Raw genomic sequence first — 26,286 nt, 5'->3', positions numbered from 1 at the left:
CGCCCGGCTCGGCAACGGAGAAATTGACCCATGAATCTCAGCCCTGAATGAACCATCTGGTGGGTCTTTGTGCGCCGTAGATTTATCGGTGTCAGCGCGAAGCGCCTGGTGAGAAGCCGGGCCGACCTCCGGGAGAATCCATGGGCACCACATCAAACGAGTCAACCGTCCACGCCCCCGTCCTGGTGCGCGCGGAGAACGCCGAGTCCCTCCAGGACGGCGCGCTGAGCCTGATCACGCTGCTCGCCGACGCGGACGCGACGGGCGGCGCGCTCACCGCCAACAAGGCCACGTTCCGCGAGGGCTCGCCAGGCGCCCCCGCTCACTTCCACACCAAGGCCACCGAGCTGTTCCTCGTCCTCGACGGCACGATGCGCATCCTCGTGGACGAGGAGATCCTGACCCTGGGCAGGGGCGATTTCCTGACCGTCCCGCCGACCGTGCCGCACGCCTTCGCGCCCGCCCCCGGCAGTGCGGCCGAACTGCTGGTGGTCTTCACGCCCGGCCTGCACCGCTTCGACTACTACCGGCTGCTGGAGCGCGTCCACCGGGGCGAGGCCACGGTGCAGGACATCCGTGACAGCTCGCAGCAGTACGACAACCACTATTTCGAGAGCCCCGTGTGGTCGAAGGCCCTCGCCGAGCGCTGAAGGGGAGGCGGCAGGGCTCGGCACAGCGCGTCGAGCGCCGGACGGTAGCGGTGTTCGGCGGGTGTGGAATACCCGACGACCAGACCGTCCCGATGGGGTTCCGGGCTGTCGGGATGGCGGAACGCGGCCAGTCCGTCGAGCGCCACGCCCGCCCGCGCGGCCGCCTCGACGGTCGCCGCCTCGGTGCCGGGCGGCAGGCGCAGGACGGCGTGGAGCCCGGCCGCGATACCGGTCACCGCGACGTGCGGGGCGCGCTCGGCCAGCGTCGCGACGAGCAGGTTGCGGCGGGCGCGATAGCTCTGCCGCATGCGGCGGACGTGCTTGTCGTACCGCCCGGACTCGATGAACTCCGCGAGCGCGAGCTGGTCGGTCACGCCCGTCCACGCCTCACGCAGTCCCTTGGCCGCGAGCACGGCCTCGACCAGGTGCGGAGGCAGGACCATCCAGCCGAGCCGGATCGCCGGGGACAGGCTCTTGCTGACCGAGCCGAGGTAGACGACGTGGTCGGGATCGAGCCCCTGGACGGCGCCCACGGGTTCGCGGTCGTAGCGGAACTCGCCGTCGTAGTCGTCCTCCAGCACCACGCCGCCCCGGCCCCGCGCCCAGTCGACGGCCTCGGCACGGCGCGCGGGAAGCAGCGGGCCGCCGGTCGGGAACTGGTGCGCCGGAGTGAGCAGGACGGCGCGCGCACCGCGCCGCGACGAGATTCCTGGGTGCGACGACAGCCGGTCGGTGCGCGCGCCCCTGTCGTCCAGGCCCAGCGGGATCGTGCGCACTCCGGCGTCGGCCAGGATGCCGCGGTGGAACGGCAGACCGTACGGCTCGACGGCCAGCGGCCCGGACAGCACGCCGCCGCCGAAGAGGAGCCGCAGCCCGTGGGCGAACCCGGCGCAGACGACGATCTGGTCTGGTGTGGCCGACACGCCGCGCACCCGGGCGAGGTATCCGGCGAGCGCGTGGCGGAGTTCGGGACGTCCCCGGGGGTCCGCGGGCGCGAAGGCGTCGTGCGGCGCGGCGCTCATCGCGCGGCGGACGGCCGTGGCCCAGGCGGTGCGGGGAAAGGACGTCGCGTCGGGCTGCCCCTGCCGAAGATTGTGGACGACGGCCGCCGCCCGCTCGCGGATCCCCCCGGCGCCGCGCTCCGCCCCGGCCCCGACGCCGTTCGACCCGGCCGCGCCGAGTCCGGAGTCGGTCGTGACGCCGTTCGACCCGGCCGCGAGGAGTTTGGAGTCGGTCGTGACGCCCTTCGGCCCGGTCGTGGCGTGCTTGGGATCGGTCGCGATGTGCTTGGGATCGGTCGTGGCCTGCTTGGGGTCGGTTGCGACGTGCTTGGGGTCGGTCGTGGCGCGCTTGGGTCTGGGTGTGACGCGGTCGGCGACGCGGGTGCCGGAGCCCTGCCGGGCGGTCAGCCAGCCTTCGGCGACCAGCTCGGCGTACGCGTCCGCGACCGTGTTGCGGGCGACCCCCAGGTCGGCGGCGAGCGAGCGGTACGGCGGCAGCCGGGTTCCCGGCGCGAGCCGTCCGCTGCGCACGGCCTCGCGCAGGCCCGCCGCCACCGCAGCACGTCGAGGCCCCGTGGGGGACAGCTCAAGATGCAGGTCAGAGCCCGCCTCACGGGCGGAATTGACCTCGGATTCCGGCATCTGGCCGCCCCCATCGATCGGTCTCTCGGGCGCCAGGGTAGCCCGTGGCGAAGCCCGTCCGCTCCCGGTCAGCGGGATGTCCGGCGTGGGCGGGCGTCCCGCTGATTAACGTCGGGGCCGGATGGAGGATGTGGATGAACCACCCGACTCGCCCGTGGGGGGACGAACCCTCGCACCCCCCGGAAACCGCCCGGGTCCCCGACGTGCTGGCCCCGGCGAAACTGGGGCCCGTCACGCTGCGGAACCGCATCGTCAAGGCGGCGACGTACGAAGGGCTCAGCAGGAAGAGTCTCGTCACCGACGAGCTGATCGAGTTTCATGTGCGGCACGCCGCCGGTGGCGTAGGGATGACGACCGTCGCGTACTGCGCGGTCGCGCCGGACGGCCGCACCGACCGCAAGCAGCTCCTCTGGACGGACGACGCCCTCCCCGGCATGCGGAAACTCACCGACGCCGTCCACGCCGAGGGCGCCGCCGTCGCCGCGCAGATCGGGCACGCGGGCCCGGTCGCGAACCCCAAGGGAAACGGGGCGCCCGCGCTCGCGCCCGGACGCCATTTCCACGCGACGACCACCAGCTTCACCAAGGCTGCGACCCGCGCCGACCTCGACCGGGTCGTTCAGGGGCACGCGCACGCGGGACGGATGGCGATCGAGGCCGGGTTCGACGCCGTCGAGATCCACCTCGGCCACAACTACCTCGCCAGCTCGTTCCTCAGCCCGAAGATCAACCACCGGAAGGACGGGTACGGCGGGTCGCTGGCGAACCGGGCCCGGCTGTCGCGGGACATCGCCCGCGCCGTCCGCGACGCGGTCGGCGACCGCATCGCGATCACCGCCAAGCTCAACATGGACGACGGCGTCCCCGGCGGGTTCTGGCTGGACGAGGCCATCCAGGTCGCGCGCTGGCTGGAGGCGGACGGCTCGCTCGACGCCCTCGAACTCACCGCGGGCAGCTCGCTCCTCAACCCGATGTACCTGTTCAAGGGCGACGCGCCGCTGCGCGAGTTCGCCGCCGTCATGCCGCAGCCGCTCAAGCTCGGCGTGAAGCTGGTCGGGCGCCGGTTCCTGCGCGAGTACCCGTACGAGGACCTCTACCTGCTGAGGGACGCCCGGCAGATCCGCGCCGCCGTGAAGCTGCCGCTGATCCTGCTCGGCGGCGTCACCGACAAGGCGGGCATGGACACCGCCATGGCGGAGGGCTTCCAGTTCGTCGCGATGGCGCGGGCGCTGCTCCGCGAACCCGACCTGATCAACCGCATCAAGGACGCGCCGGACACGAAGTCGCTGTGCATCCACTGCAACAAGTGCATGACGGCGATCTACGGCGGGACGCGCTGCGTCCTCGTCCAGCCCGTGTGAGACCGCCGGGAGGGGTATGCGAGTGCGAGACGAGACGATCGCCGGGATGCTGCTGGCCAGGCTGGGTGACGACCGTCCCGGCCTGCGCAGCCGCGAGCGGACATGGACGTGGGACGAGGTCGTCAGGGAGAGCGCCGCCCGCGCGTCCCTCGCCCGCGGGCTGCGCCGCGAAGGACGACCGTTCCACATCGGCGTGCTGCTGGAGAACGTCCCCGAGTACGTCCTGTGGCTGGGCGCGGCGGCGCTGAGCGGCGCGACGCTCGTCGGCATCAACACCACGCGCACCGGCTCCGCCCTGGAGCGGGAGGTCCGCCACACCGACCTCCAGCTCGTCGTCACCGACCGGGCGGGGCTGGAACTGCTCGGCGGCCTCGACATCGGCGTCCCGCGCGACCGCTTCCTCCTCATCGACGACGACGCCTACGCGACGACGGTCGAGGCACACGCCTGCGAGCCCCGGCCGGACGACTCGATCACTCCCCGGACGCAGATGCTGCTGCTGTTCACGTCCGGGACGACCGGCGCGTCCAAGGCGGCGCGCTGCTCCCAGGGCAGGCTCGCCGAGCTGGGCCGCGACAACAGCGCCAAGTACGACGTCAAGCGGGACGACATCAGCTACTGCCCGATGCCCCTGTTCCACGGCAACGCGCTGATGGCGCTGTGGGCCCCGTCGCTCGCCGTCGGCGCGACCGTCGTCCTGGGGAGGTTCTCCGCGTCCGGGTTCATGCCGGACGTGCGGTTCTACGGCGCGACGTTCTTCACCTACGTCGGCAAGGCCATCGGCTACGTCCTCGCCACACCGGAACGGCCGGACGACGCCGACAACACCCTCACGCACGGTTTCGGCACGGAGGCGTCCCCGGAGGACAAGCGCGAATTCCTGCGCCGCTTCGGCGCGAAGCTCGTCGAGGGCTACGGCTCCAGCGAGAGCGCCGGGATGATCAAGCGGGTGCCCGGCACCCCGCCGACCGCGTTCGGCAAGCCCGCCCGCGACGGCGTCCGGATCGTCGACCCGGAGACACGCGAGACGTGCGCGCCCGCCGTCCTGGACGAGCACGGACGCGTCACCAACGCCGAGGCCGCCATCGGCGAGATCGTCGACGTCGACGGCGCCGGCCGGTTCGAGGGCTATTACAACAACCCCGACGCCGACGCGGAGCGCGTCCGGCACGGCTGGTACTGGACGGGCGACCTCGGCTACGTCGACGGCGACGGCTTCCTGTACTTCGGCGGCCGGTCCGGCGACTGGATCCGCGTCGACTCCGAGAACATCTCCGCGCTTCTCACCCAGAACGTCGTCCGCCGCCACCCGAAGATCGTGGACGCGGTCGCGTTCGGCGTCCCCGACCCGCGGTCCGGCGACCAGGTGATGGCGGCGATCGAGATCCCGGACGGCGTCGAATTCGACGATCTCGACCTCCCGGCGTTCCTCGCCGCCCAGGATGACCTCGGCACCAAGGGCGCGCCGCGATTCGTGCGCGTCTCGCACGCGTTGCCGACGACCGGCTCCGGCAAGCTCAAGAAGAAGGAGATGCAACTGGAGGGCTGGCGCACCGCCGACCCCGTCCACCGGTGGGCCGGTCGCGGGACGCCCGAGTACACCCTGATGACCGACGCCGACAAGGCGGCGCTCCGCGCGGAGTTCACCGCCGCCGGCCGCCGGCGCTTCCTCCCCTGAGGATCTCCGCCATGGCACGAAAGGGCATTCATGGATCTGCGTGAGTCCGCGGCGCATCGCGCGCTGCGCCTGGAACTGCGGGCGTACTTCGCGGGCCTGCTGCCCGCGGACGTGCGGCGCCGCGCCGGGGAGCAGGGCGTCGGCGGCGACCGGTTCCGCGAGATCGTCAAGATGCTCGGCAACGACGGCTGGCTCGGCTACGGCTGGCCGGAGGAGTACGGCGGGCAGGGCAGGTCGATCGCCGAGCAGTACGTGTTCTTCGACGAGGTGCAGCGGGCCGGGCTGCCGTTCCCGTTCATCACCGTCAACACGGTCGGTCCCACGCTGATCCGGTACGGGACGGACGAGCAGAAGCGGCGCTTCCTGCCCGGCATCCTGTCCGGCGACATCGTCTTCGCCATCGGATACACCGAGCCCGACGCGGGCACCGACCTCGCGTCGCTCCGCACGAAGGCCGTCCGCGACGGCGACCACTTCGTTGTCGACGGCGGCAAGGTCTTCACCAGCGGCGCCAACACCGCCGACCACATCTGGCTCGCCGTCCGGACGAACCCCGAAGCGCCCAAGCACAAAGGCATCTCCATCCTGACCGTGCCGACCGACGCCGACGGGTTCTCCTGGAGCCCGATCCAGACCGTCGGCGGAATGATCGTCACGGCGACGTACTACAACGGCGTCCGGGTGCCCGCGTCGTCGGTCGTCGGGGACGTCGACGGCGGCTGGACCCTGATCACCACCCAGCTCAACCACGAGCGGATCGGGCTCGCCGCACTCGGCGGCCGGATGATCCGCCTGTGGGAGGACGTCCGCGACTGGGCCCGCGACAACGGCGCCATCGACCTGCCCTGGGTGCGCGCCGACCTCGCCCGCACGCACGCCAGGCTGGAGGCGATGCGGCTGATGAACTGGAAGATGACCATGGCCGTGGAGGCCGGGACGCTGACCGGCGCTCAGGCCGGAGCCGCCAAGTCGTACGGGACGGAGACGCACATCGACGTCCAGCGCACCCTCACCGGGATCCTCGGCGCGGCCGGACGGATCCGTCCCGAATCGCCGGGCGCGGTGCTCCACGGCCAGATCGAGCAGCTGTCGCGGCAGGGCATCGTGAACACGTTCGGCGGCGGCGTCAACGAGGTCCTCCGCGACATGGTCGCCGTCCAGGGGCTCGGACTGCCCAGGTCGAGGCGGTCGTGAGCGAGTACGAGGACAGGCTCCAGGCCTGGGCCGGGCGCGAACTGGTGGCCCGCCGCCCCGGGCAGGACCCGGTCAACGTCCCGATGATCCGGCACTGGGTCGAGGCGATGGCGGATGAGAACCCCGTCTACCTCGACGAAGCGGCCGCCCGCGCCGCAGGACGCGACGGCGTCGTCGCGCCCGCGTCGATGATGCAGGCATGGACGATGCGCGGGTACGCGGCGTCCGTCCGGCCGGACTCCGCCGAACCCTCCGCCGGACCTACCGTCGGACGCTCCGCCGGACCTACCGTCGGACCCTCCGCCGGACCTTCCGCCGCCGAGGAGCTGAACGAGCTGCTCGCCGAGGGCGGTTACACGTCTGTCGTCGCGACCGACTCGGAGTTCGAGTTCCACCGCGAACTGACACCGGGCGACCATGTCAGCGTCGAGGAGACCGTCGTGTCGATCTCCGCTGAGAAGCAGACGGCACTGGGCACAGGCCGCTTCATCAGCACCCTCAAGACGTACCGCGACGCGACGGGCGAGATCGTGGCCACCCAGCGCTGGCGAACCCTCCGCTACCGCCCAGCCACCCCGCCAGCCGAGCAACCCACCGACACGCCTGAGCCGAGTGCACTACGCCCGAGACCCGCGATCAACGCGGACAACGCCTTCTGGTTCGAGGCCGCCCGCGAGCACCGGCTCGTCGTCCAGCGCTGCGCCGACTGCAAGTCGCTGCGACATCCGCCGGGCCCGTGCTGCCCGCAGTGCGGCTCGTTCGGCTGGGACACCGTCGAGTCGTCCGGCAACGGCCACGTCTACACCTACGCGGTCAACCACCATCCACGCCATCCGGCCTTCGAGCATCCCCTGATCGTCGCCGTGATCGAGCTGGCCGAGGGCACCCGCCTGATCGCCAACCTGACGGCCGTCGCCCCGGAGGACGTCGAGATAGGCATGCCGGTCGTCCTCGACTGGACAGACCCGGACCCCGACCTGTCCCTGCCGGTGTTCCGCCCCGCCGACGCTGAGGAGCGCTGATGGACTTCACCCTTGGCGAAGAGCTGGAGGCCGTCCAGGACCTGGCTCGGCGGATCTTCACCGACCACGCCACACAAACCCGCATCAAGGCGGCCGAGCAGTCTGCCACCGGCTTCGACGAGACCCTGTGGACGGCATTGGCGGACGCGGGCCTGCTCGGCGTCGCACTCCCCGAGGACGCGGGCGGCGCGGGCCTGGGCGTCGGCGGACTCGCCGTCCTGCTGGAGGAGCAGGGCCGGGCCGTCGCACCCGCTCCGATCTGGCCGACGGTCGTCGCCGCGCTCACCATCGCCGAGCACGGCACCCCCGCGCAGCGGGAGATCCTCCCCGCCCTCGCGGACGGGACCGAACGGCTCACCATCGCCCTGGAGGAATTCGCCTCGCCCGACCCCGCCGAGCCGCGCTGCACCGCCGTCCGCGACGGGGACGGATGGTTCCTGACCGGCACCAAGGCGGTCGTCCCCACCCCCTTCGGCGCGGACCGCGTCCTCGTCGCCGCCCGTTCGGCGGACGGCGGCCCCGGCCTCTACCTGCTCGACGCCTCCGCGTCCGGAGTCCTCTGGGAACGCACCCAGACCACGACACACGACACCGCCGGTCACCTCACCCTGGACGCGGCCCAGGCAGAGCCCCTCGGCACCGCCACCCTCGCCGACGCCCTCGCCGAAGCTCGAACCGGTGGCGCGGGCGCTCGAACCGGTGGCGTCGACGCGCTCGCCACGGCGCTGCGCCTCGCCCGTGTCTCGCTCGCCGCCACCCAGGTCGGCGTGGCGGAGGGCGCGCTCCGCCACGCCGCCGACTACCTCACCGGACGCGAGCAGTTCGGCCGTCCGCTCGCCACTTTCCAGGCGGTGCAGCATCAACTCGCTGACTGCTACATAGAGATCGACGCACTCCGAGTCTGCCTATGGCACGCGATCTCCCTGATCACAGCAGCCGAGTCCGGCGAGTCCGCCGAGTCCGTCGAGGACGCCGAATCGGCCGTCCTGGTGGCCAAATGGTGGTCGGACGAGGGCGGTCTGAACGTCGTCCATCGCGTCCAGCACCTGCACGGCGGGATCGGCGTGGACGTCGACTACCCGGTGCACCGCCATTTCCTGTGGGGCAAGCAGATCTCCGGCACGCTCGGCGGCGCCTCCTTCGACCTCGACCTGCTGGGAGCCGTGCTGCGGGAGGCCGTGTCGTGAACCGCCGTGTCGTGAACCGCCGGTACGAGGACGTGTCGGTGGGGGAGGAACTTCCCGAGCTGAGCATCCCGCTGACCCGCACGATGATCGTCGCGGCCGCGCTCGCCAGCCGCGACTACCAGGACGTCCACCACGACCCGTCCCTGGCGGTCGAACGAGGTTCCAAGGACGTCTTCATGAACATCCTCACCACGAACGGCCTCGTCGACCGGTACGTCACCGGCTGGGCCGGGCCCGCCGCCGTCGTGAAGGCCATCAGGATCAGGCTGGGCGCGCCGAACTACCCAGGCGACACCATGGTCCTGACCGGCGCGGTCGCGGCGAAGCACCCCGACGCCCGGCGCGTCGAGATCGCGGTGCGCGGCGTCAACGCCATCGGCCCGCACGTGACCGGCACCGTCGTCGTCGAACTGCCCGTCGTCGTCGAACCGCCCGTCGAGTCGCCCGCCGTCCGGCGGCGGGGGAGCGGCTCATGAGCGTGCTGCCGGGCGCCGCCGCGATCGCCGGAATCGGCGCGACCGAGTTCTCCAAGCAGTCCGGACGCAGCGAACTGCGGCTCGCGTGCGAGGCCGTGCTCGCCGCCGTCACCGACGCCGGGCTCGAACCGTCCGACGTGGACGGCATGGTGACGTTCACCGCCGACACCAGCTCCGAGATCCACATCGCCCGCAACCTCGGCATCGGCGAGCTGACGTTCTTCTCCCGCATCGGGCACGGCGGCGGCGCGGCCTGCGCCACCGTCCAGCAGGCCGCCATGGCCGTCGCCACCGGCGTCGCCGACGTCGTCGTCTGCTACCGCGCCTTCAACGAACGCTCCGGCACCCGCTACGGCCTCGGCCAGGCCGACCGTCCCGTGGACGTCGGCGCCGACCGCGCCGCCTACTCGTGGATGACGCCGTTCGGACTCGCGACGCCCGCGCAGTGGGTCGCCATGTTCGCCCGCCGCTACATGCACGAGTACGGCGCGACCAGCGAGGACTTCGGCCGGATCGCCGTCGTCGACCGCAGGCACGCCGCGAACAACCCGTCCGCCTGGTTCTACGGCCGCCCCATCACCCTCGAAGATCACCAGGTGTCCCGCTGGATCGCCGAGCCCCTCCGGCTGCTCGACTGCTGCCAGGAGAGCGACGGCGGCCAGGCGCTCGTCGTCGTGTCCGCCGAACGGGCCCGCGACCTGCCGCATCGGCCCGCTTTCGTGTGGGGCGCCGCGCAGGGATCCGGCAACGACCAGCAGATGATGACCAGCTACTACCGCTCCGAAATCACCGGAATCCCGGAGATGGGCCTGGTGGGACGCCAACTCTACGGGCAGTCACGACTGACACCCGCCGACGTCCAGGCGGCCATTCTCTACGACCACTTTACGCCCATGGTTCTGCCGCAGCTGGAGGAATTGGGCTTCTGCCCGAAGGGCGAAGGCAAGGACTTCGTCGCGGACGGCAACCTGGAACTGGACGGCCGTCTTCCGTTCAACACGCACGGCGGGCAACTCGGTGAGGCTTACATCCACGGCATGAATGGAATCGCGGAGGCGGTTCGCCTCGTCCGGGGGACGTCGGTCAACCAGCCTGGTGACGTCCACAATGTTCTGGTAACCGCCGGAACCGGCGTCCCGACAAGCGGCCTGATCCTGGGAGCGGACGCGTGAGCGAATGGCACGGCCGCGCACTCGGCTCCAAGACAGTTTCGTATGACGAAACGCAGCCCATCCTTTATGCTCTCGCAGTCGGGGCAGGCGCTTCCGACCTTGACCTGGTCTTCGAGGAACGCCTTCGCGTCCTGCCGACTTTCGCCCTGACCCTCGCCCAATGGGCCCCAGACGCTCTAGGCTCGGCGGGTGCGTTCGATGCGCGAACCGCCGTTCATGGGGCGCAGCGACTTCGCGTCCTGAAGCCGCTGCCGCGCGCGGGAACCGTGGAAATGACCGCCCACGTTTCGGCCGTCTGGGATAAGGGGTCCGCCGCCGTCTTCGACGTCGCCGTTAAAAGCCCGTACTTCGAGGCGACCTGGTCATTGTTCGCCCCGGGCAGCGGCGGCTTCGGCGGCGAACGAGGTCCCTCGTCCCGCCGCCGTCCAGAAACCGACCCGGACGTCCCGTCGCTGACGGTCAGAACCGCCCCTGATCAGGCCGCGCTCTACCGGCTGCTAGGCGACCGCCACCACCTGCACATAGACCCGGCAGCAGCCAAGGCGGCGGGAATGCCGCGCCCTATCATGCACGGTCTGTGCACACTGGCCGCCACAACCCTGCCACTCGCCAGGTCCCTTAATGCGCACCCTGCCGACTTGGTAGAACTGGAAGGCCGTTTCGCCTCCCCGGTCTTCCCAGGCGAAACCCTCCGAGTAGCCACCTGGAGGGACGCCAAGTCCACCCTCTTCGAAGCGACAGTGAACGAAAAGCCAGTAATCTCAGCAGCCCAAGCCAGCTTCGTCTAACCATCCTATCTGTCATCTATTTTCTAATGTTCGTGGTGGGGGCGGCGCTGCGTACGGGGCCGCCCCTCCAAAGTCAAGGGCGCTTCGCGTCGCTTCGCGATGGGACTTCGTCCCACCCTTGACTTTGGAGCCTCTGCGGCCCCTGGTGCAGCTTTCATCGGGCAGGCTCCGCCTGCCCCCGCCCGACGCGCCGCCCCCACCCCAGCCAAGAATCAACAAGGGGATCGAGCCCCAGGCGCACTAAATTACTCAGCTTCCCTTTCCTGGCCTTGGTGTCCCGGTGTCTAACCGGGAGGTGACAATATTCCAACCTTGTGAATTCTCTCGCGGGCCGTCAGTTGTCGGCCACATTGGGTAATATTGGAACATGCGTTCGGTGATAGTTGATTTGGATGGGGCGTCCACCGCCGATCTGGTGGCCGCCCTTACCGCGATCAGCGCCGAACTCGCCCACCGGGAGCCGCCCGAATCACCGGCCGCTTGCCTGGAACTCACCGAAACTCTCGCCGCCGCCACCGATCAGACAGAAAGCACCCTGGCCGCGCTCATCGGCGTCGTCGACCGCAATGGCGAATCACAACGCTGGGGATATCCGTCCACCCAGGCCTGGCTGCGCTCCCGCCTGGGCATGCGTGACTCCCGCGCCAAAGAACGTCTCACTCTGGCCAGGCAACGTGACCGCCTCGCTCGGCTCGCCACCCGGTGGGCCACCGGGGCCCTGTCGTTCGGGTACGCCGCCACCATCGCCACCGCCGTCGCCCGCCTCGACGACCACGATTGCCAAGCCGCCGGAGACATCCTGCTGGACATGGTCGACCAGGGCTTCTCGGCTGGGAAGGTCGCCTCGTTCGGTCGCCGCATCCGTGACGTGATCGCCGAACGCGACGGCACCGAGCGGTCCGACGCTGATTCGCGGCGCGGCTACGAGCGGTCCTGGGTCGACTCCACCCGTTCCCTGGACGGCGGCCGCTACATCAAGGGCTGGCTGAACGCCGAGGACGCCGCCATCTGGGACGGCACCCTGGGCCCGCTCGCCGCCCCGGCCGGTACCGACGACCGCCGCGACCTGTCCGAACGCACCGCGGCCGCGCTGACCGGTGTGCTGTCCGGCGGGCATCGCGCCACCCGGGTCACCGTCATCTGCGATCTGGACACCCTCACGGGCGGCACCGCCCCGGGTCGTCTCTCCGACGGCACGCCGATCCCCGCTGAGCAGGCTCGTCGCATCGCGCTCAACGCGGGTGTCTCGGCGCTGCTGCTGGGTCGCGGGAACCACCCGCTCTACCTCGGGCACACCGTCCGGATCGCCACCGCGGCCCAACGCCGCGTCCTGCACACGCTCTATCCCACCTGCGCGGTCCAGGACTGCCAGGTCCCCGGCAGCCTGTGCGAGGTCGACCACGTCCACGGCTGGGCGCTCGGCCACAGCCCCACCGACATCGACCAGCTCACCCTGTGCTGCGGCTGGCACAACCGTTACAAGCACACCCACCCCGACCGGCTCCACATCACCCACGACAACCTCACCGGCCGCTACACCTACCGCCTCACCCCACCCGGCGACCCTCCAACCACAGCAACCACCACAACCGCGACCGGCCGACCGCCACCCTGGCCCCAAGCCGCATAACCCGACCCGCCACTTTTCGGCTGCGGCTTCGGGTGTCACCGTGCTTGACCTTTATGTCAGGTAGCACTAACGTTAGCGTCCACTGACGAACTTGAATTGGGGGACGCCACTATGGGACGGCCGATCGCGTTCTTTGAGGTGATCAGCCCGGATCACGAGCGGGCACAGAAGTTCTACGGGCGGCTGTTCGACTGGCAGGTCGCCGCCGACCCGGCGATGGGCGGCTACGGCCTGGTGGACACCGGGGGCGGTGAGCACGCCGTCGGCGGCGGCATCGGGCCCTCGACGCAGGCGGGCGACGCGGGTGTGAAGGTCTATGTGCGGGTCGACGACCTGGATGCCTACCTGGACCGTGCCGAGGCCCTCGGCGGCACGCGGCTGGTGCCCCCGACGGACCTGCCCGGTGACTTCGGCCGGTTCGCGATCTTCGCCGACCCGGACGGCAACCAGGTCGGTCTGTGGGCATGACCCGCCGGGACGCGACCGACGCGACCGGACTGGCGCTGCAAGCGCTGGCCGAGCCGCGTCGGCGCGCCATCCTGCGGCTTGTCGCCCGCGACGAGCTGCCCGCGGCGCGCATCGCCGAACAGTTCGAGGTGAGCCGGACCGCGATCAGCCAGCACCTGACGGTGCTCAAGAGCGCGGGGCTGCTGTCCGAACGCCGCGAGGGAACCCGCCGCTTCTACCGGGCCCGCCCGGAGGGGCTGGCCGGGCTGCGCGCCTTCCTGGACGAGATGTGGGCCGGTTCCCTGGACACCGCCCGCCGTCTCGTCGAGGCCGAGCGCGGCCTGTCCGACGCCGACGAGCAGGAGGAAGGCCGTGCCGGCTGACCGTCCGCCACCGCGCCGGGCCACCCCGTTGCGCCGGCCACCGATACGCGAATCCACCCTGGTCCGCAGCGACATCGACCACACCTTCGACGTGTGCGTGCGCACCCTCGGCGTGTGGTGGCCGGTGCAGCCCTTCTCCGCCGGTAAGGATCGGGTCCGCGACATCACCCTCGAACGGCGGGTCGGCGGCGGCGTCTACGAGACCTGGGAGGACGGCACCGTCGTGGTGTGGGGCGAACTGCTGATCTGGCAGCCGCCCGAGCGGTTCGCCATGACCTGGACCAGCACCGCCGCACCGACCGAGGTCGAACTGACCTTCACCGCCCTCGGTCCCCTCCTGACCCGCGTCGCCGTCGAACACCGGGGCTGGGAAGCGCTCAGCGACGCCCAGCTGTCCGAGGACTGCGCCGTGCCCGGCGGCTACACCGGTGGCGCCTACCGCACCGGGTGGACGGTCATCCTCGGCCGCCTCGCCAACGCCGCCGAAACGCCGCACCCACGACCCGAGAGGCGACCATGAGCTATTTCGTCTACAAGCTCGTTCCTCACCGGCCCGACTTCCCCGCTGACATGACCGATGCCGAGGCGAGCACCATGGGCGAGCACGTCGCCTATTGGCAGGCCCTGGCCGACAAGGGCACCGCCGTCGTGTTCGGCCCGGTCGCCGACCCGGCCGGCTATTGGGGCCTCGCCATCGTCGAGACCGACGACGAAGAGCAGGTCCGCGCCGTCCGGGCCGCCGACCCGGTCATCCGCGATGACATCGGTCGCGTCAGCATCTACCCCATGGCGGACGCGATCATCGGCTCGTCCAAGACCGGCCACACCTTGTGACGCGGCCATCCCGTTCCACTGCCGAGCGGGCCGGCCCGCCAGGTCCGCAGGGTGGCGAAGTCGTCACCCTTGTCGCCGCGACGTTCGACCAGCAGATGGACCTTCAGTGGTGGGTTGTGCGTGTGGGGGAGGAGGCTGGTCGTCGGCCGGGCGGGGAGTGGGGGTGGTGAGGCGGTTGCTGAAGCGGGCTAGGAGGGTGGTCTGGGACGTTTCGGGGAAGAGGCGGCCGATCAGTGGAGGGATGCGCCAGTTGGCGGGGTTGCGCTTGGCCATTCGGGAGACTCTGGAGATCTGCGGGTAGCGGGTCTTTTCGTAGGCGCGTAGGCGGGACGAGGGGTCGGTGTCGTCCTTGACTAGTTCGCGTGCGAGGACCCATGCGTCTTCGAGGGTCTGGTTGGCGCCCTGGCCGAGGGTGGGCGGCATGGTGTGGGCGGCGTCGCCGAGCAGAGTGATGCGGCCTTCGCCCCATACGCGGCGGACCTTGTTCCAGTGGTGGCCGAAGAATTCGAGGTCGTCGTCGGTTGCGGCGGCCAGTACCTCGGGGACGGGGGACGCCCAGTGGCCGAAGCGGTTTCGCAGGTCGGTCAGCGGGGTCGCGGGGTGCGGGTCGGCAGGGGACCAGCGGACGTCGAACCACCATTGCAGGAGGCCGTCCCCGGCGGGCATGAGTCCGCAGGCGCCCTCCCGTCCGGTGATCATGAGGTGGCGGTGGGTGCCGGTGAGGTCGATGTCGATCGGGCTGAGGCCCTGCCAGGTGCCGAAGGTGGCCGGGTGGACGGTGCCCTCGCCCCACAGGTGGCGGCGGACGATCGAGTGGTGGCCGTCGGCCCCGATGAGGAGGTCTCCGGTGGCGGTCGATCCGTCGTCGAAGGTCGCGGTGACGCGGTCGCCGTCCTGGGTCATGCGCTCGCAGGTCTTGCCGTAGTGGACGAGGTCGTCCGGCAGGCCGTCGGCGAGGCGTTCCAGGAGGTCGCGGCGGGCGATCGCCTTGGTCTCGAAGCCGAAGCGGTCGGCGGTGTGGGCGATGTTCTGGCCGGTGCGCAGGCGGCCGTCCGAGGTCAGGGCGTCGATCCTGTCGATGCGGTTGCCGGCGCCGTCCAGGGTGATGCCGAGGTCGTGCAGGACGGCGGTGCCGTTGCTCCAGATGAGGACCGCCTTGCCGCCCGTCCGGCGGGCCGGCGCCTGTTCGTAGACGCGGACCCGGTGACCGGCGGCCAGCAGTTCGCGTGCGACGGCCAGGCCTCCGACGCCGGCGCCGATGACGAGAATCTCCATGTCTCCTCCGGAATGAAGTATCTTCGATATGAAGATACATCGGGGCGGAGTATCCTCCGACGGTGGGGTCGGTCGCAGGGAAGTCGACGGGGGAACAGGTGCGGGACGAGCAGTCGGGCGAGGACGTGTTCCGCGAGTTCGTGATCGCGGTTCTGCTGCACAACGAGGCGGTCGCCGACCGGCTCGGGCTGCAGCCGGTCGACGTCGCGGCGGCGATCCTGCTGGAGATGCGCGGGCCGCTCGCGGTGGGGACGATCTCCGAGGAGCTCGGGCTGCCGTCCGCTTCGACGACCCGGCTGGTCGACCGGCTGGAGAAGGCGGGCTATGTGCGGCGGGTGCGCGGCGCGCATGATCGGCGGACGGTCACCGTCGAGCCGGTCGCGGGCGGCATGGCCGACTACGAGGCCGCGTGCGAGGCGTCCAGGCGGCGGCTGGACGAAGTCGGCACGCATTACGGGCCGGAGCAGGCGCCGCTGCTGCTCGACATGCTCGTCCGGATCGCCGGGGCCTACCGGACGGCGGCCAGGGAACTGCGCGGATGACGTCGCCCCTGCGGCGTACCGGTGAGCGGGATGGTCTCTCGCTGATCGGGAGGGCCGCGCCCATGATGAAGGGTCATGGACGAGCTGACGATTCCGGGGGTGCTGGCGCGGGCGGCCGACGAGTTCCCGGACGCGGAGGCGGTCGTGGACGGGGACGTCCGGGTGACCTTCGCGGAGCTGCGCGAGCGCGCCCGGGAGGCGGCGGGCGCGTTCATCGGGGCCGGGATCGAGCCGGGTGACCGCGTCGCGATCTGGGCGCCGAACGGGCTGGGCTGGATCGTCACCGTGCTCGGCGCGATGGGCGCGGGCGCGACGCTCGTTCCGCTGAACACGCGGTTCAAGGGGGACGAGGCACGGTGGCCGCTTTCCAAGGCCGAGGTAAGGGCCCTTTTCGTCGAGGACGGATTTCTCGGCATCGACTATCCCGGAATGCTCGGCCTGGATGAATCGGGGGTCATTCCGGGGCTGCCGTCGTTGGAGGCCGTTGTCACGTTCAATGGGGCCGCTCGGCCGGGAGTGAGTGGGTGGGACGAGTTTGTGGGCAAGGCTGTCTCACCGGGTGATAGCGATGCGCGTGCTGAGGGCGTCCGGGCGGGGGACATCGCGGATGTTCTGTTCACGTCCGGGACGACGGGCAAGCCCAAAGGCGTCATGTGCACGCATGAGCAGAACGTCCGCACCTATCGGGCGTGGACCAGACGGACGGGCGTCCGCGCCGGCGACCGGTATCTGATCGTCAACCCGATGTTCCATTCGTTCGGCTACAAGGCGGGCGTGCTGGCCTGCCTGTTGAAGGGCGCCACGATGGTGCTCCAGCGGACGTTCGACGTCCCGGAGACGCTGCGCCTGATCGAACAGGAGAGGATCACCGTCCTGCCGGGGCCGCCGACGATCTACACGTCGCTGCTCGACGCCCCGGGGAGGGACGAGCGTGACCTCTCGTCGCTCCGGCTGGCGGTGACGGGCGCGGCCGACGTCCCCGTGGCGCTGGTGCGGCGCATCCGTGCCGAGCTGTTCCCGCAGGTCGTCACCGCGTACGGGCTGACGGAGTCGTCGGGCACGGTGTCGGCCTGCTCGGTGGACGATGACGCCGAGACCGTCGCCACCACCTGCGGGAGGCCCATCGACGACGTCGAGGTCGCCATCGTCGACGGGAAGGGCGAGCAGGTCCAGGCGGGGACGGACGGCGAGGTGCTCGTCCGCGGCTACAACGTGATGAAGGGCTACCTGGGCGATCCGGAGGCGACCGCGAAGACGATCCGCGGCGGCTGGCTGGACACCGGCGACCGGGGGCACCTCGACGAGCGCGGCAACCTCGTCATCACCGGACGGACGAAGGAGATGTTCGTCGTCGGCGGCTTCAACGTGTACCCGGCCGAGGTCGAGGACGTCCTCGCGCGCCATGACGCCGTCGCCGAGTCCGGTGTCGTCGGCGTTCCCGATGCGCGCCTGGGCGAGGTGGGGCGCGCCTACGTCCGGCTCCGTCCCGGCCGGGCCGCCACGGACGGCGAGCTGATCGGGCACTGCCGGGAGCGGCTCGCGAACTTCAAGGTCCCGCGGGAGGTCGTCTTCGTGGACGACCTCCCGAAGACCGCGTCCGGCAAGGTCCGCCGAGTCGAACTCAAGGCCCGGGTGGAGTTCAAGCGGCGTGGGGTCTGATTGCGGCGGGGTGGTCAGAGGGCGGTCATGATCCTTGTCCTGTGCTCGGACGGGGTGCCCCAGGCCGAGTACAGGGCGCGTGCCTTGCGGATCCACAGGGACGGGTCGTATTCGTCGGTGTAGCCGATCGCGCCGTGCACCTGGAGGGCGGTCTTGGCCATTCCGTAGGACGCCTCCGACGCGGCGACCTTGGCGGCGGACACGTCCCGTGCGAAGTCGGGTGTCCGGTAGGAGAGCGCCGCCCCGTACACGAGCGGGCGCGCGAATTCGAGTTCCACCATCGCGGTCGCCAGATGGTGCTTGATCGCCTGGTACTCGCCGATGGGGCGTCCGAACTGCTGCCGCGTCTTGGCGTAGCCGACGGACGCGTCCAGGAGTGACCGGCCGACGCCGATCTGCTGTGCCGCGCACAGCAGCGCGCCGAGATCGGTGAAGCCAGGGGCGGTGGCGGCCGGGACGCGGAACAGGCGCCGTGCCGGGTCCAGGGACGTGACGGGCTCGCCGGGCCGGTGTTCGACGCCGTCGGCCGTGAGGACGAGGTCGGCGACGTCGGCGTCCAGCGCGTGCGGGACGGCGAGCGACACGATCGCCTCGCCTTCCGCGATCCGCGACAGCCAGCGCGATCCGTCCAGGAGCTCGGTGGCGGCGAGGGTTTCCACGTACGGGCCGGGGGCGGCGGAGCGGCCCAGTTCCTCGGCGGCCACGCACAGCTCGACCGGCAGCGGCCCGGCGCCGCCGGAGTCCTCCGGCACGGCGACCGCGAACAGGCCCGCCTCGGCGACGGCGGACCACAGCGCCCGGCCGGGGGACGTGTCTCCGGCCGCCCAGGCGCGGATCGCCTTCGGGGTCTGCGACTCGGCGAGGATCTCGCGCAGCGTTTCGCCGAACATGCGCTGCTCGGCGGACAGGACGAACTTCACCGCGACCCCCTCGGCAGGCCGAGCAGCCGCTCGGCGATCACGTTGCGCTGGATCTCGTTGGTGCCCGCGTAGATCGGTCCGGCGAGCGAGAACACGTAGTTCTCCAGCCAGTCCGATTCGAGTTCGCCGTCCGGGCCGAGCAGGTCCAGGGCCGTCTCGTGCAGCGCGACGTCCAGTTCCGACCAGAAGATCTTGTTCAGGCTCGACTCGGCGCCGATGTCGTCGCTGCGCGAGATCGTCTCGAACCCTTTGAGCCGGTAGGCCCGGGATCTGATCCAGGCGTCGGCGACCCGGTCGCGCATCGCCGTGTCGGACGGGTCGGCGCGTTCTCGCCACAGCCGGACGAGCCGTTCGGCCGCCGCGGTGAAGCGTCCGGGGCTGCGGAGCGTGAGGCCGCGTTCGTTCCCTGCGGTGGCCATCGCGACACGCCATCCGTCGCCGGGCGTCCCGATGACGTCCTCGTCCGGGACGAACACCTTGTCGAGGAACAACTCGGCGAACGCGGGCTTGCCGTCCAGCCGCCCGATCGGACGGATCGTCACGCCGTTCGCATCGTCGTCGCTGCCGCCGTCGCCGTCCGCGCCCGCGCCCGCGTGTAGCGGGAACATCAGGTAGGTGAGGCCGCGGTGGCGCGTCGAGTCCGGGTCGGAGCGGAACAGGCCGAAGCCCCGGTCGGCGAACGCCGCCCGCGAACTCCAGGTCTTCTGGCCGTCGAGCAGCCAGCCGCCGTCCGTGCGCGTGGCGGTCGCGCGGAGCGCGGCGAGGTCGCTGCCCGCGCCCGGCTCCGACCAGGCCTGCGCCCAGATCACCTCGCCCGCGGCCATCGGCGGGAGGACGCGGGCGAGCTGCTCAGGCGTGCCGTGCTTCAGCAGCGTGGGAGCGAGGAGGTTGATGCCGTTCTGGCTGACGCGTCCCGGCGCGGCCGCCGCGTAGTACTCCTCCTCGAAGATCAGCCATCGCAGGACGGACGCGCCGCGTCCTCCGTACTCCTCGGGCCACGAGACGACGCCGAGCCGCGCGGCTCCGAGCGTCCGCTCCCATTCCCGGTGGGCCGCGAAGCCGTCCGCGGTCTCCAGCGACGGCAGCGGCTCGGACGGGACGTGCTCGCGCAGCCACGCCCGTACCTCCGCGCGGAACTCCTCGTCCGCCGCCCCGAACTCAAGATCCATGTGCCGCCGCCCTCATGATCGCGCACGTTCGTTCTAACAATTGTTTGGTAGAGTATGCGCCCCGGCAGGCGACGGCGCGAGCCGCCCTCCCATCGACCGGGACCTGCCGCCGGGATCGACCGGCCCGCGTCTGCCCGTCTGTCTGCTCGTCTGTGCGGGTGCCTGGGGCGCGGGATTTGGGGCCGTCCGGCGGTGGGGCGGTACCGCTTGGCGAGTGGACGATACCGCTCGTCGCCCACGGCGCGAATTCGCCTGTTATATCGACTTATGCCGGACTTATCGTCCAGCCGCTGGGGGGACGGGACGGCCGGCGCCGAATTACCGCCTGCCGGGAGCCCGTCGAACTGTAGTCGACGGTAAAGGACGCGAGCATGAGAATGCCGAGAATGAGGGCCGGTGCGAGGCCCTCGGACGCGAAAAGATCCGGCAGGACCACGTCGGGCGTGAAAATCAGGAAATGGATTGTCCCGGCGATCGGCGCGGCGGCGGTCGCCTTCGCTCCCGTGCTCCCCGCGGCCCAGGCCGCGGACGCCGGGAACAACGGCTCCGGTAAAGCGCTGGTGTGCGCGAGCGGCACGACCGTCCAGACGGACAAGGGCCCGGTCTGCGGCCAGATAGGCGACGGCGTCAAGACTTGGCTCGGGATCCCGTACGCGACCCCGCCCGTGGGGAAATTGCGCTGGGCCCCGCCGCAGCCGGCCGCGCCGTGGACGACCACGCTTGAGGCCAACGCGGCGGGCCCGAACTGTCCGCAGCCGCCGGGGATCGGACAGCCCTCGACGAACGAGGACTGCCTCCGGCTGAACGTCACCGCCCCCGAGCGGACCGACGGCAAGCCGCTGCCGGTGATGGTCGAACTGCACGGCGGCGGGTTCCGGTTCCTCTCGCCGTCCGACGGCAAGCACCTGGTGAAGAACGGCGGCGTCCTGCACATCGGCGTCCGGTACCGGCTCAACATCTTCGGGTTCATGTCGGACAAGGCGTTCGGCGAGAACTCCGGCAACTACGCGTTCCGCGACCAGCAGGCCGCGCTGCGCTGGGTGCAGGCCAACGTCGCGAAGTTCGGCGGCGACCCGAACAACGTGACCATCTACGGCGCGTCCGCGGGCGGGTCGAGCGTGTGCGCCCACACCGCCTCGCCGACGGCGAAGGGGCTGTTCCACAAGGGCATCCCGCAGAGCGGCGAGTACAACTCGCGGCGCGGCAACGACGTCCAGTGGCAGCCGCAGGACTGCGCGGCCGACCTGCCGACCCGGGACGAGGCGCAGCAGGCCGCCGATCGCTTCGCGACGGCCGTGGGCTGCGGGAACGTGGCCGACAGGGCCGCCTGCCTGCGCGCCGTGCCCGTCCAGCGGCTCCTGGATCAGACCGGTCGAGGCGTCGGGGCGGACGTGGGGACGCAAGGTCCCGTCGTCGACGGCGAGGTGCTGCCCATGTCGCCCGCACAGGCGTTCGCCGAAGGCAAGGTCAACGACGTCACGCTGATGCACGGCGTCGACCGCGACGAGACCCAGCTCCCGTCCGCCAACACGCCCGCGGAGTACCAGGCGAACATCCGGCAGCAGTACGGAGACGCCGCGGACGAGGTCATGAAGCTGTACCCGCTCGAACGGTTCCCGGACCCCTCGCCGTTCATCGCGTACCGGACGATCGTGGCCGACTCCAACTCCGTCTGCCCGGCGCTGATCAACGACCAGCGGCTGGCGAAGCACATCAAGCTGTTCGCCTACCAGACCGACAACGCCGACGCCCCGCCGATGTTCTTCCTGGACGCGACGAAGCCGAACGGGTCGTACCACATCAGCGAGAGCTTCTTCCTCAGCCCGTTCGGCAACGCCACGCTGACGCCCAACCAGGTGTCGTTCGGCAAGCAGCTCACCGCCCAGTGGACGGGTTTCGCCCGCACCGGGAACCCGACCGTGGACGGCACCCCGCTCTGGACGCCGTTCACCGAGTCCGACCAAGGCGTCATGTCGCTGGTGCCCGCGGGCGACAGCGAGATGACCAGGGAGATCGGAAGGCAGCATCACTGCGACTTCTGGAAGAAGTACATGCCGTTCGGTAAGTAATCGAGATATCCGGTAATCGGTTGACTGAGCACTTCATCGACCAGGTGGATTGACGTGGAATGCCGCAGGTTGTGCGCTACGTGCCAGATATCGCGACGGCCTCTTGAACGCCCTCGGCCGCGCGGATTCCATGAGCGCATGCGAGCCACAGCGGTTCATTCTCGTCCGGTCCCATTCCAGGGCCGTACACCCCCGCAGAGTCGTACCGCGTCTCAGGGTCGAACACAGTCTCAGAGCCGTACACCTACTCAGGGGCCGCAGCCTCAGGGACTGGCCCGGCCGCCGCAGGCCCAGCCTCCGCAGGTCCAGCCTCGACAGGCCCAGCCCCGGCAGGTCCAGCCTCCGCAGGTCCAGGCCCGGCAGGCAGAGCCTTCGCAGGGCCGGGCACAGTCTCCGGGTCGCGCGCAGCCGCAGGGGCGGTCGCCGTCCCGTCCGGCCGAGGATGAAGAGCGTCTGGTGGTCGTGGTCGTCGTCAAGGACGCCGGCGCCGACGAGCTCATCCCGGTCGGGCTGGGGCGCGCCACCCATTTCGTCCGGCGGTCGGACGTCCGGTACGCCGAGGCCCACGGCGACTACGCCCGCCTCTACACCGGAGTGGGCAGCCACCTCGTCCGCGTTTCCCTGACCGCCTTGGAGGAGGCGTGGCGGGACGCCGGATTCGTCCGCATCCACCGATCGCACCTGGTCTCGCTCGCGCACATCGACGAGATGGTCGTGGAGTCGGGACGGTGCACGCTCAGGGTCGGCGGCACGCGGTTGACGGTCAGCCGGCGCAACACCGGCGCCCTGCGCGAACGGCTGCTCAGGGGCGTCCTGCCGGGCCCGTCCCGAGGCTCTCGCGGCTCCCGGACCACCCGCGGCGCCCGCGCCAACCGCGGCGCCCGGAATCCCCGGGGCTCCCGGAACTCCCGAGGTTCCTGAAGCCCCCCCGAAGCTCCCAATTCCCGAAGGGAAGACCCCATCATGCGTGCCAAGAGACGGGCGGCCGCTTTGGTCGCCGCCGCTTGCCTTGTCGTGAGCGGAGCCGTCGCCTCCGGCCCGGCCGCGTCCGGCGAACCCCCCGCCACGGACTGGCCGACCTGGACGAAGGACCTCGTCGGCAGCCGCCACGCCGCGGCGGAGGACCAGATCACACCGAAGAACCTCGGCGAACTCAAACTCAAGTGGGCGTTCGGGTTCCCGAGGCAGGCGGGCGGGCCGCGCAGCCAGCCGGCCGTGGTCGGCGACACGATCTACTTCGGCGGGCCGGACGGCATCTTCCGTGCCGCCGAGGCGAAGACCGGCAAGGTGAAGTGGCAGTTCGACCTGTCCACCGTCGGCACCGGTTTCACCCAGGTGCGGGACGGCGCGTCCGTCGCCGAGGGCATGGTGTTCTTCGGCGACACCCGCGGCTACCTGTACTCCCTCGACCAGGCCACCGGCAAGCTCGCCTGGGCCGAGCGGATCGACGACTTCCCCGGCGCCACCCTGACCAGTTCGCCGATCGTCTTCCAGGGCCGCGTCTACGTCGGCGTCTCGAGCGGCGAGAACCTCAACGGCAAGGACTACCCCTGCTGCCGGTTCCGCGGCCACCTCGACGCCCGCGACATCAAGACCGGCAAGCTCGACTGGCGCTACTACACCGTCCCCGAGCCGAAGCAGGAAGGCACGTGGCCGAACGGCCAGCCGCGCTACGGCCCGTCCGGCGCCGGTGTGTGGAGCTCTCCGACCGTCGACCCGTCGACCAAGACGCTCTACGTGGGCACCGGGCAGAACTACAGCGGGAGCGGCGGCGACTTCGACTCCATCCTCGCGCTGAACACCGAAACCGGCGAGACGCGCTGGAAGCGCAAGATGACCGACGTCGACACGTGGCGCCGGGAGTGCAGCAGCCAGAACCCCGAGGACCAGAAGTACTGCCCGAACCTCCCCGACGGCACCGCGCTCGACTTCGACCTCGGCGCCACCGCGAACATCTTCACCGCGGGCGGCCGGCGCCTCGTCGGCATCGGCCAGAAGGTCGGCGTCTACCACGTCCTCGACGCCGCCACCGGAGAGATCGTCTGGCAGCGCCAGCTGTCCACGCCCCAGCCGGGCGGCGGGCTGACCGGTATCCAGTGGGGGTCGAGCTATGACGGCGAGCGCCTCTACATCGCGACCCACATGGCGAACCCGGGCACGCTGTACGCGATCAACCCCGCCGACGGCCACATCATCTGGAAGACGGCGAACCCGGCGGACGGATGCACGACCGGCGGCGCGGCCCAGTACCCGAACGTCTGCCGCCTCGGCCACCCGCCGGCCGTGACGACGTCGCCCGGCCTCGTCTGGGAGGGCAGCACGGACGGCAAGTTCCGCGCGTACTCGTCGGCCACCGGCGAGGTCCTGTGGAGCTTCGACACCATCGCCGACTTCCCGACCGTCAACGGTGGCCCCGGGCGAGGCAGCGCCGTGGCCGGAGGCGGCGGCGCCGTCGTCGCCAACGGGATGGTCTACATCCTGACCGGCGACACGTTCACCCGGTATCCGACCGACAAGGGCCTGGTCATGCTGGCCTTCGGCCGGTAACCACCCGCTTCGGCCGCTGCCTCGGGCGGTCGGACGCGCGGGCGGGGACGACGCGACCTCAGCGTCGTCCCCGCGCGCGCTTGCTCGTCATGCGTGGTCAGGGCAGAGACTTCAGGGTCAGGGGACGGGGATCTCAGGGGCGGGGTGGTTGAGGAAGACGCCGATGCCGTTGGCGACGGCGCGCTCCCGTCCGTCCGAGGGGCTGTTGCGGACGACCGACTTCCCGCCGCTCCTGGTGACGAAGGTGGACGAGCCGCCGCCGTCCAGGTTGACGCCGTCGTCCACGCCCGCCTTGTCCAGGAGCGAGGCCAGTTCGGCGACGGTCAGGCCGGCGCTCCGCTGCGACCGGCCGTCCGCCACGACGAGGTACATGTGGCGGCCGTCGCGGCTCACACCGGCGGCCGTGCGCGGGGCCGGGCCCTTGGGGTCCAGGCCGTCGAGCGGCGCTCCGTCCCGCAGGATCGGGAAGCCGCCGATGGCGAAGCGGAACTTTCTGGGGCTCGTGAAGCGGTAGCCGATCCGCACGCGGTCGCCGGGACGCAGCGCGCGCAGCTCGTCCGCGCCCTTGTCCCGCCCGACCAGCACGGTCGTGTCCGGCGGGATGGCGCCCTCGCCGACCTCGTCCGTCACCTTCGTGACCACGCCCCGCTGGACGGTCACCTCGGCGGTGTTCGTGCTGCACGGGCCGTTCCGGACGGTGTCCGTGCCGCACACCGCGCGACGGCGTGACACGCTGCCCCACGCGTCGGTGAACGCGCCCGCGCTCCCGACCGGCAGCGCGTACTGGTTGAGCCCGCGCAGCGCGACGCGCACGCCACCACCGGAGCCGACGGTGCGCGCCGAAACGGGGCGGGCGGTGCGCCCCGAAGCGGTGCGGGCGGGGCGGGCTGAGACGGGGCGGGCCGTGTGCGCTACGACGGTGCCGGTCAGGTGCAGGCGGCCGAGGTGTCCGCGACGGTCGGCGCCGATGCCGATGACGTCCTCGGCGGACGTGCCTTTCGGCAGCGCCGGGCCGAATCGTTGCCCGTCCGGCACGGCGCCCTTGAGCGGCAGGCCGTCCGCCACCTCCGGGCCGGACGACGACCCGGTCGGCACCACGCCGGGACGCGTCTCGCTGATGTTGAAGAAGTCGCCGTTGACGCCGGCGAGCGCGCGCTGAGCGTCCGCCATCGCCGAGACCGTCCGCCTCGCCGCGACGTTCGGCGGGTGCAGCAGACCCATGCGGACGCCCGGGCCGCGCAGATCCACGTCAAGGAGGTCGCCGAGCACCGGGCCGCCGACGCCGGTCGTCTCGAACGTCCTGAACAGCACCCCGGGCGCGAGCCGGGTCGTCGACGTGAACCGCAGCTCCCCGACAGCGCCGGACGGCGCCAGCGCGGCCGCCCGCGCGTCCGGGCGCTCACCCGAACCAGCACCGTCCACACCCGGCGGTCGCGGAGGATCCGGCGGTCGCGGCGCGTCCGCCTGTGCCGGGACGCCCGCGACGCCGCCCACCAGCCCGGCGACGGCCAACACGACCATGAGTTTCCGTGCCATCCGCAGCGCTCCTCTCAGCGAAGAACAAGCTCGCTGATCATGCCGGGCACGTGGTGAAGATCGGGCGTTCAAACGCTCAAGACTCAACGAAGATCAGATGATCC

24 protein-coding genes are annotated in these 26,286 nt (G+C 71.0%); 19 read left to right on the top strand and 5 right to left on the bottom strand.

The annotated features are described in order from the left end of the window. The first annotated feature begins 140 nt into the window (after window positions 1-140). The gene (locus tag ACH34T_RS00585) at window positions 141-650 is read left to right on the top strand and encodes a cupin domain-containing protein (RefSeq protein WP_395989895.1); all 510 of its coding nucleotides are present in this window, start codon (window positions 141-143) and stop codon (window positions 648-650) included. Here the strand turns inward: ACH34T_RS00585 and ACH34T_RS00580 are convergent. Next, on the bottom strand, window positions 605-2,293 hold the full coding sequence (locus ACH34T_RS00580) for a PLP-dependent aminotransferase family protein (RefSeq protein WP_395989894.1): 1,689 nt from the start codon (window positions 2,291-2,293) through the stop codon (window positions 605-607). The genes ACH34T_RS00585 and ACH34T_RS00580 overlap by 46 nt on opposite strands. 134 nt (window positions 2,294-2,427) lie before the next feature. Here ACH34T_RS00580 and ACH34T_RS00575 point away from each other — a divergent pair, with 134 nt between their 5' ends. From ACH34T_RS00575 to ACH34T_RS00515, 13 genes are all read left to right on the top strand, one after another. After that, entirely contained in the window at window positions 2,428-3,654 is a 1,227-nt protein-coding gene (locus ACH34T_RS00575) for an NADH:flavin oxidoreductase (RefSeq protein ID WP_395989893.1), read from the top strand. Between the two features lie 16 nt (window positions 3,655-3,670). Then, complete coding sequence (locus ACH34T_RS00570) at window positions 3,671-5,332, top strand: AMP-binding protein (RefSeq protein WP_395989892.1); 1,662 nt, start codon at window positions 3,671-3,673, stop codon at window positions 5,330-5,332. Window positions 5,333-5,362: 30 nt separating this feature from the next. Beyond that, window positions 5,363-6,526, top strand: coding sequence for an acyl-CoA dehydrogenase family protein (locus ACH34T_RS00565; protein ID WP_395989891.1), 1,164 nt, complete (start codon window positions 5,363-5,365; stop codon window positions 6,524-6,526). After that, a complete protein-coding gene (locus ACH34T_RS00560) occupies window positions 6,523-7,548 on the top strand; it encodes a bifunctional MaoC family dehydratase N-terminal/OB-fold nucleic acid binding domain-containing protein (protein WP_395989890.1) in 1,026 nt (341 codons plus the stop codon). The genes ACH34T_RS00565 and ACH34T_RS00560 overlap by 4 nt, the downstream gene beginning before the upstream one ends. Next, on the top strand, window positions 7,548-8,735 hold the full coding sequence (locus ACH34T_RS00555) for an acyl-CoA dehydrogenase family protein (protein WP_395989889.1): 1,188 nt from the start codon (window positions 7,548-7,550) through the stop codon (window positions 8,733-8,735). The genes ACH34T_RS00560 and ACH34T_RS00555 overlap by 1 nt, the downstream gene beginning before the upstream one ends. After that, a complete protein-coding gene (locus tag ACH34T_RS00550; RefSeq protein WP_395989888.1) occupies window positions 8,732-9,211 on the top strand; it encodes a MaoC family dehydratase in 480 nt (159 codons plus the stop codon). The genes ACH34T_RS00555 and ACH34T_RS00550 overlap by 4 nt, the downstream gene beginning before the upstream one ends. After that, complete coding sequence (locus ACH34T_RS00545; protein ID WP_395989887.1) at window positions 9,208-10,383, top strand: lipid-transfer protein; 1,176 nt, start codon at window positions 9,208-9,210, stop codon at window positions 10,381-10,383. Before ACH34T_RS00550 ends, ACH34T_RS00545 begins: the two co-directional genes overlap by 4 nt. Beyond that, window positions 10,380-11,171 (top strand): MaoC/PaaZ C-terminal domain-containing protein, encoded by a 792-nt coding sequence (locus ACH34T_RS00540; RefSeq protein ID WP_395989886.1) that lies wholly within the window; start codon window positions 10,380-10,382, stop codon window positions 11,169-11,171. The genes ACH34T_RS00545 and ACH34T_RS00540 overlap by 4 nt, the downstream gene beginning before the upstream one ends. Window positions 11,172-11,538: 367 nt before the next feature. Continuing rightward, window positions 11,539-12,801 (top strand): DUF222 domain-containing protein, encoded by a 1,263-nt coding sequence (locus tag ACH34T_RS00535; RefSeq protein ID WP_395989885.1) that lies wholly within the window; start codon window positions 11,539-11,541, stop codon window positions 12,799-12,801. A 111-nt stretch (window positions 12,802-12,912) separates the two neighbouring features. Beyond that, the gene (locus ACH34T_RS00530) at window positions 12,913-13,269 is read left to right on the top strand and encodes a VOC family protein (RefSeq protein ID WP_395989884.1); all 357 of its coding nucleotides are present in this window, start codon (window positions 12,913-12,915) and stop codon (window positions 13,267-13,269) included. Beyond that, window positions 13,266-13,631: an ArsR/SmtB family transcription factor gene (locus ACH34T_RS00525; RefSeq protein ID WP_395989883.1), complete on the top strand. Its 366-nt coding sequence runs from the start codon at window positions 13,266-13,268 to the stop codon at window positions 13,629-13,631. Before ACH34T_RS00530 ends, ACH34T_RS00525 begins: the two co-directional genes overlap by 4 nt. Beyond that, complete coding sequence (locus tag ACH34T_RS00520) at window positions 13,621-14,151, top strand: SRPBCC domain-containing protein (protein ID WP_395989882.1); 531 nt, start codon at window positions 13,621-13,623, stop codon at window positions 14,149-14,151. The genes ACH34T_RS00525 and ACH34T_RS00520 overlap by 11 nt, the downstream gene beginning before the upstream one ends. Further along, entirely contained in the window at window positions 14,148-14,465 is a 318-nt protein-coding gene (locus ACH34T_RS00515) for a YciI family protein (RefSeq protein WP_395989881.1), read from the top strand. The genes ACH34T_RS00520 and ACH34T_RS00515 overlap by 4 nt, the downstream gene beginning before the upstream one ends. A 63-nt stretch (window positions 14,466-14,528) precedes the next feature. Here ACH34T_RS00515 and ACH34T_RS00510 read toward each other — a convergent pair whose 3' ends face one another. Then, window positions 14,529-15,740 carry an FAD-dependent oxidoreductase gene (locus tag ACH34T_RS00510; RefSeq protein ID WP_395989880.1) on the bottom strand — a complete coding sequence of 404 codons (1,212 nt, stop codon included), beginning with the start codon at window positions 15,738-15,740 and terminating at the stop codon, window positions 14,529-14,531. A 62-nt stretch (window positions 15,741-15,802) separates the two neighbouring features. On the opposite strand from ACH34T_RS00510, the gene ACH34T_RS00505 reads away from it, so the two are divergent. Together ACH34T_RS00505 and ACH34T_RS00500 are read left to right on the top strand one after the other, a co-directional pair. Continuing rightward, a complete protein-coding gene (locus ACH34T_RS00505; protein WP_395989879.1) occupies window positions 15,803-16,282 on the top strand; it encodes a MarR family winged helix-turn-helix transcriptional regulator in 480 nt (159 codons plus the stop codon). A gap of 75 nt (window positions 16,283-16,357) precedes the next feature. Continuing rightward, a complete protein-coding gene (locus ACH34T_RS00500; protein WP_395989878.1) occupies window positions 16,358-17,941 on the top strand; it encodes a FadD3 family acyl-CoA ligase in 1,584 nt (527 codons plus the stop codon). A gap of 14 nt (window positions 17,942-17,955) precedes the next feature. On the opposite strand, the gene ACH34T_RS00495 is transcribed toward ACH34T_RS00500, so the two are convergent. Beyond that, window positions 17,956-18,861, bottom strand: a complete 906-nt coding sequence (locus tag ACH34T_RS00495; RefSeq protein ID WP_395989877.1) for an acyl-CoA dehydrogenase family protein — start codon at window positions 18,859-18,861, stop codon at window positions 17,956-17,958. Continuing rightward, window positions 18,858-20,030 carry an acyl-CoA dehydrogenase family protein gene (locus tag ACH34T_RS00490; RefSeq protein WP_395989876.1) on the bottom strand — a complete coding sequence of 391 codons (1,173 nt, stop codon included), beginning with the start codon at window positions 20,028-20,030 and terminating at the stop codon, window positions 18,858-18,860. The genes ACH34T_RS00495 and ACH34T_RS00490 overlap by 4 nt, the downstream gene beginning before the upstream one ends. Window positions 20,031-20,473: 443 nt before the next feature. Here ACH34T_RS00490 and ACH34T_RS00485 point away from each other — a divergent pair, with 443 nt between their 5' ends. The 3 genes from ACH34T_RS00485 (at window position 20,474) to ACH34T_RS00475 (ending at window position 24,646) form a co-directional block, all read left to right on the top strand. Beyond that, window positions 20,474-22,099 (top strand): carboxylesterase/lipase family protein, encoded by a 1,626-nt coding sequence (locus ACH34T_RS00485; RefSeq protein WP_395989875.1) that lies wholly within the window; start codon window positions 20,474-20,476, stop codon window positions 22,097-22,099. A gap of 456 nt (window positions 22,100-22,555) precedes the next feature. Further along, on the top strand, window positions 22,556-23,020 hold the full coding sequence (locus ACH34T_RS00480) for a LytR/AlgR family response regulator transcription factor (RefSeq protein ID WP_395989874.1): 465 nt from the start codon (window positions 22,556-22,558) through the stop codon (window positions 23,018-23,020). Between the two features lie 93 nt (window positions 23,021-23,113). Continuing rightward, window positions 23,114-24,646, top strand: coding sequence for a PQQ-binding-like beta-propeller repeat protein (locus tag ACH34T_RS00475; RefSeq protein WP_395989873.1), 1,533 nt, complete (start codon window positions 23,114-23,116; stop codon window positions 24,644-24,646). Window positions 24,647-24,763: 117 nt separating this feature from the next. Here the strand turns inward: ACH34T_RS00475 and ACH34T_RS00470 are convergent, their stop codons facing one another. After that, window positions 24,764-26,182 (bottom strand): phosphodiester glycosidase family protein, encoded by a 1,419-nt coding sequence (locus ACH34T_RS00470; RefSeq protein ID WP_395989872.1) that lies wholly within the window; start codon window positions 26,180-26,182, stop codon window positions 24,764-24,766. Between the last annotated feature and the right edge of the window lie 104 nt (window positions 26,183-26,286).

Source organism: Actinomadura sp. 9N215 (assembly GCF_044326345.1).
In the GTDB taxonomy this organism is placed as follows: domain Bacteria; phylum Actinomycetota; class Actinomycetes; order Streptosporangiales; family Streptosporangiaceae; genus Spirillospora.
The sequence above is the reverse complement of the archived record's forward strand: the minus strand, read 5'-3'. Positions and strand labels throughout refer to the sequence as shown.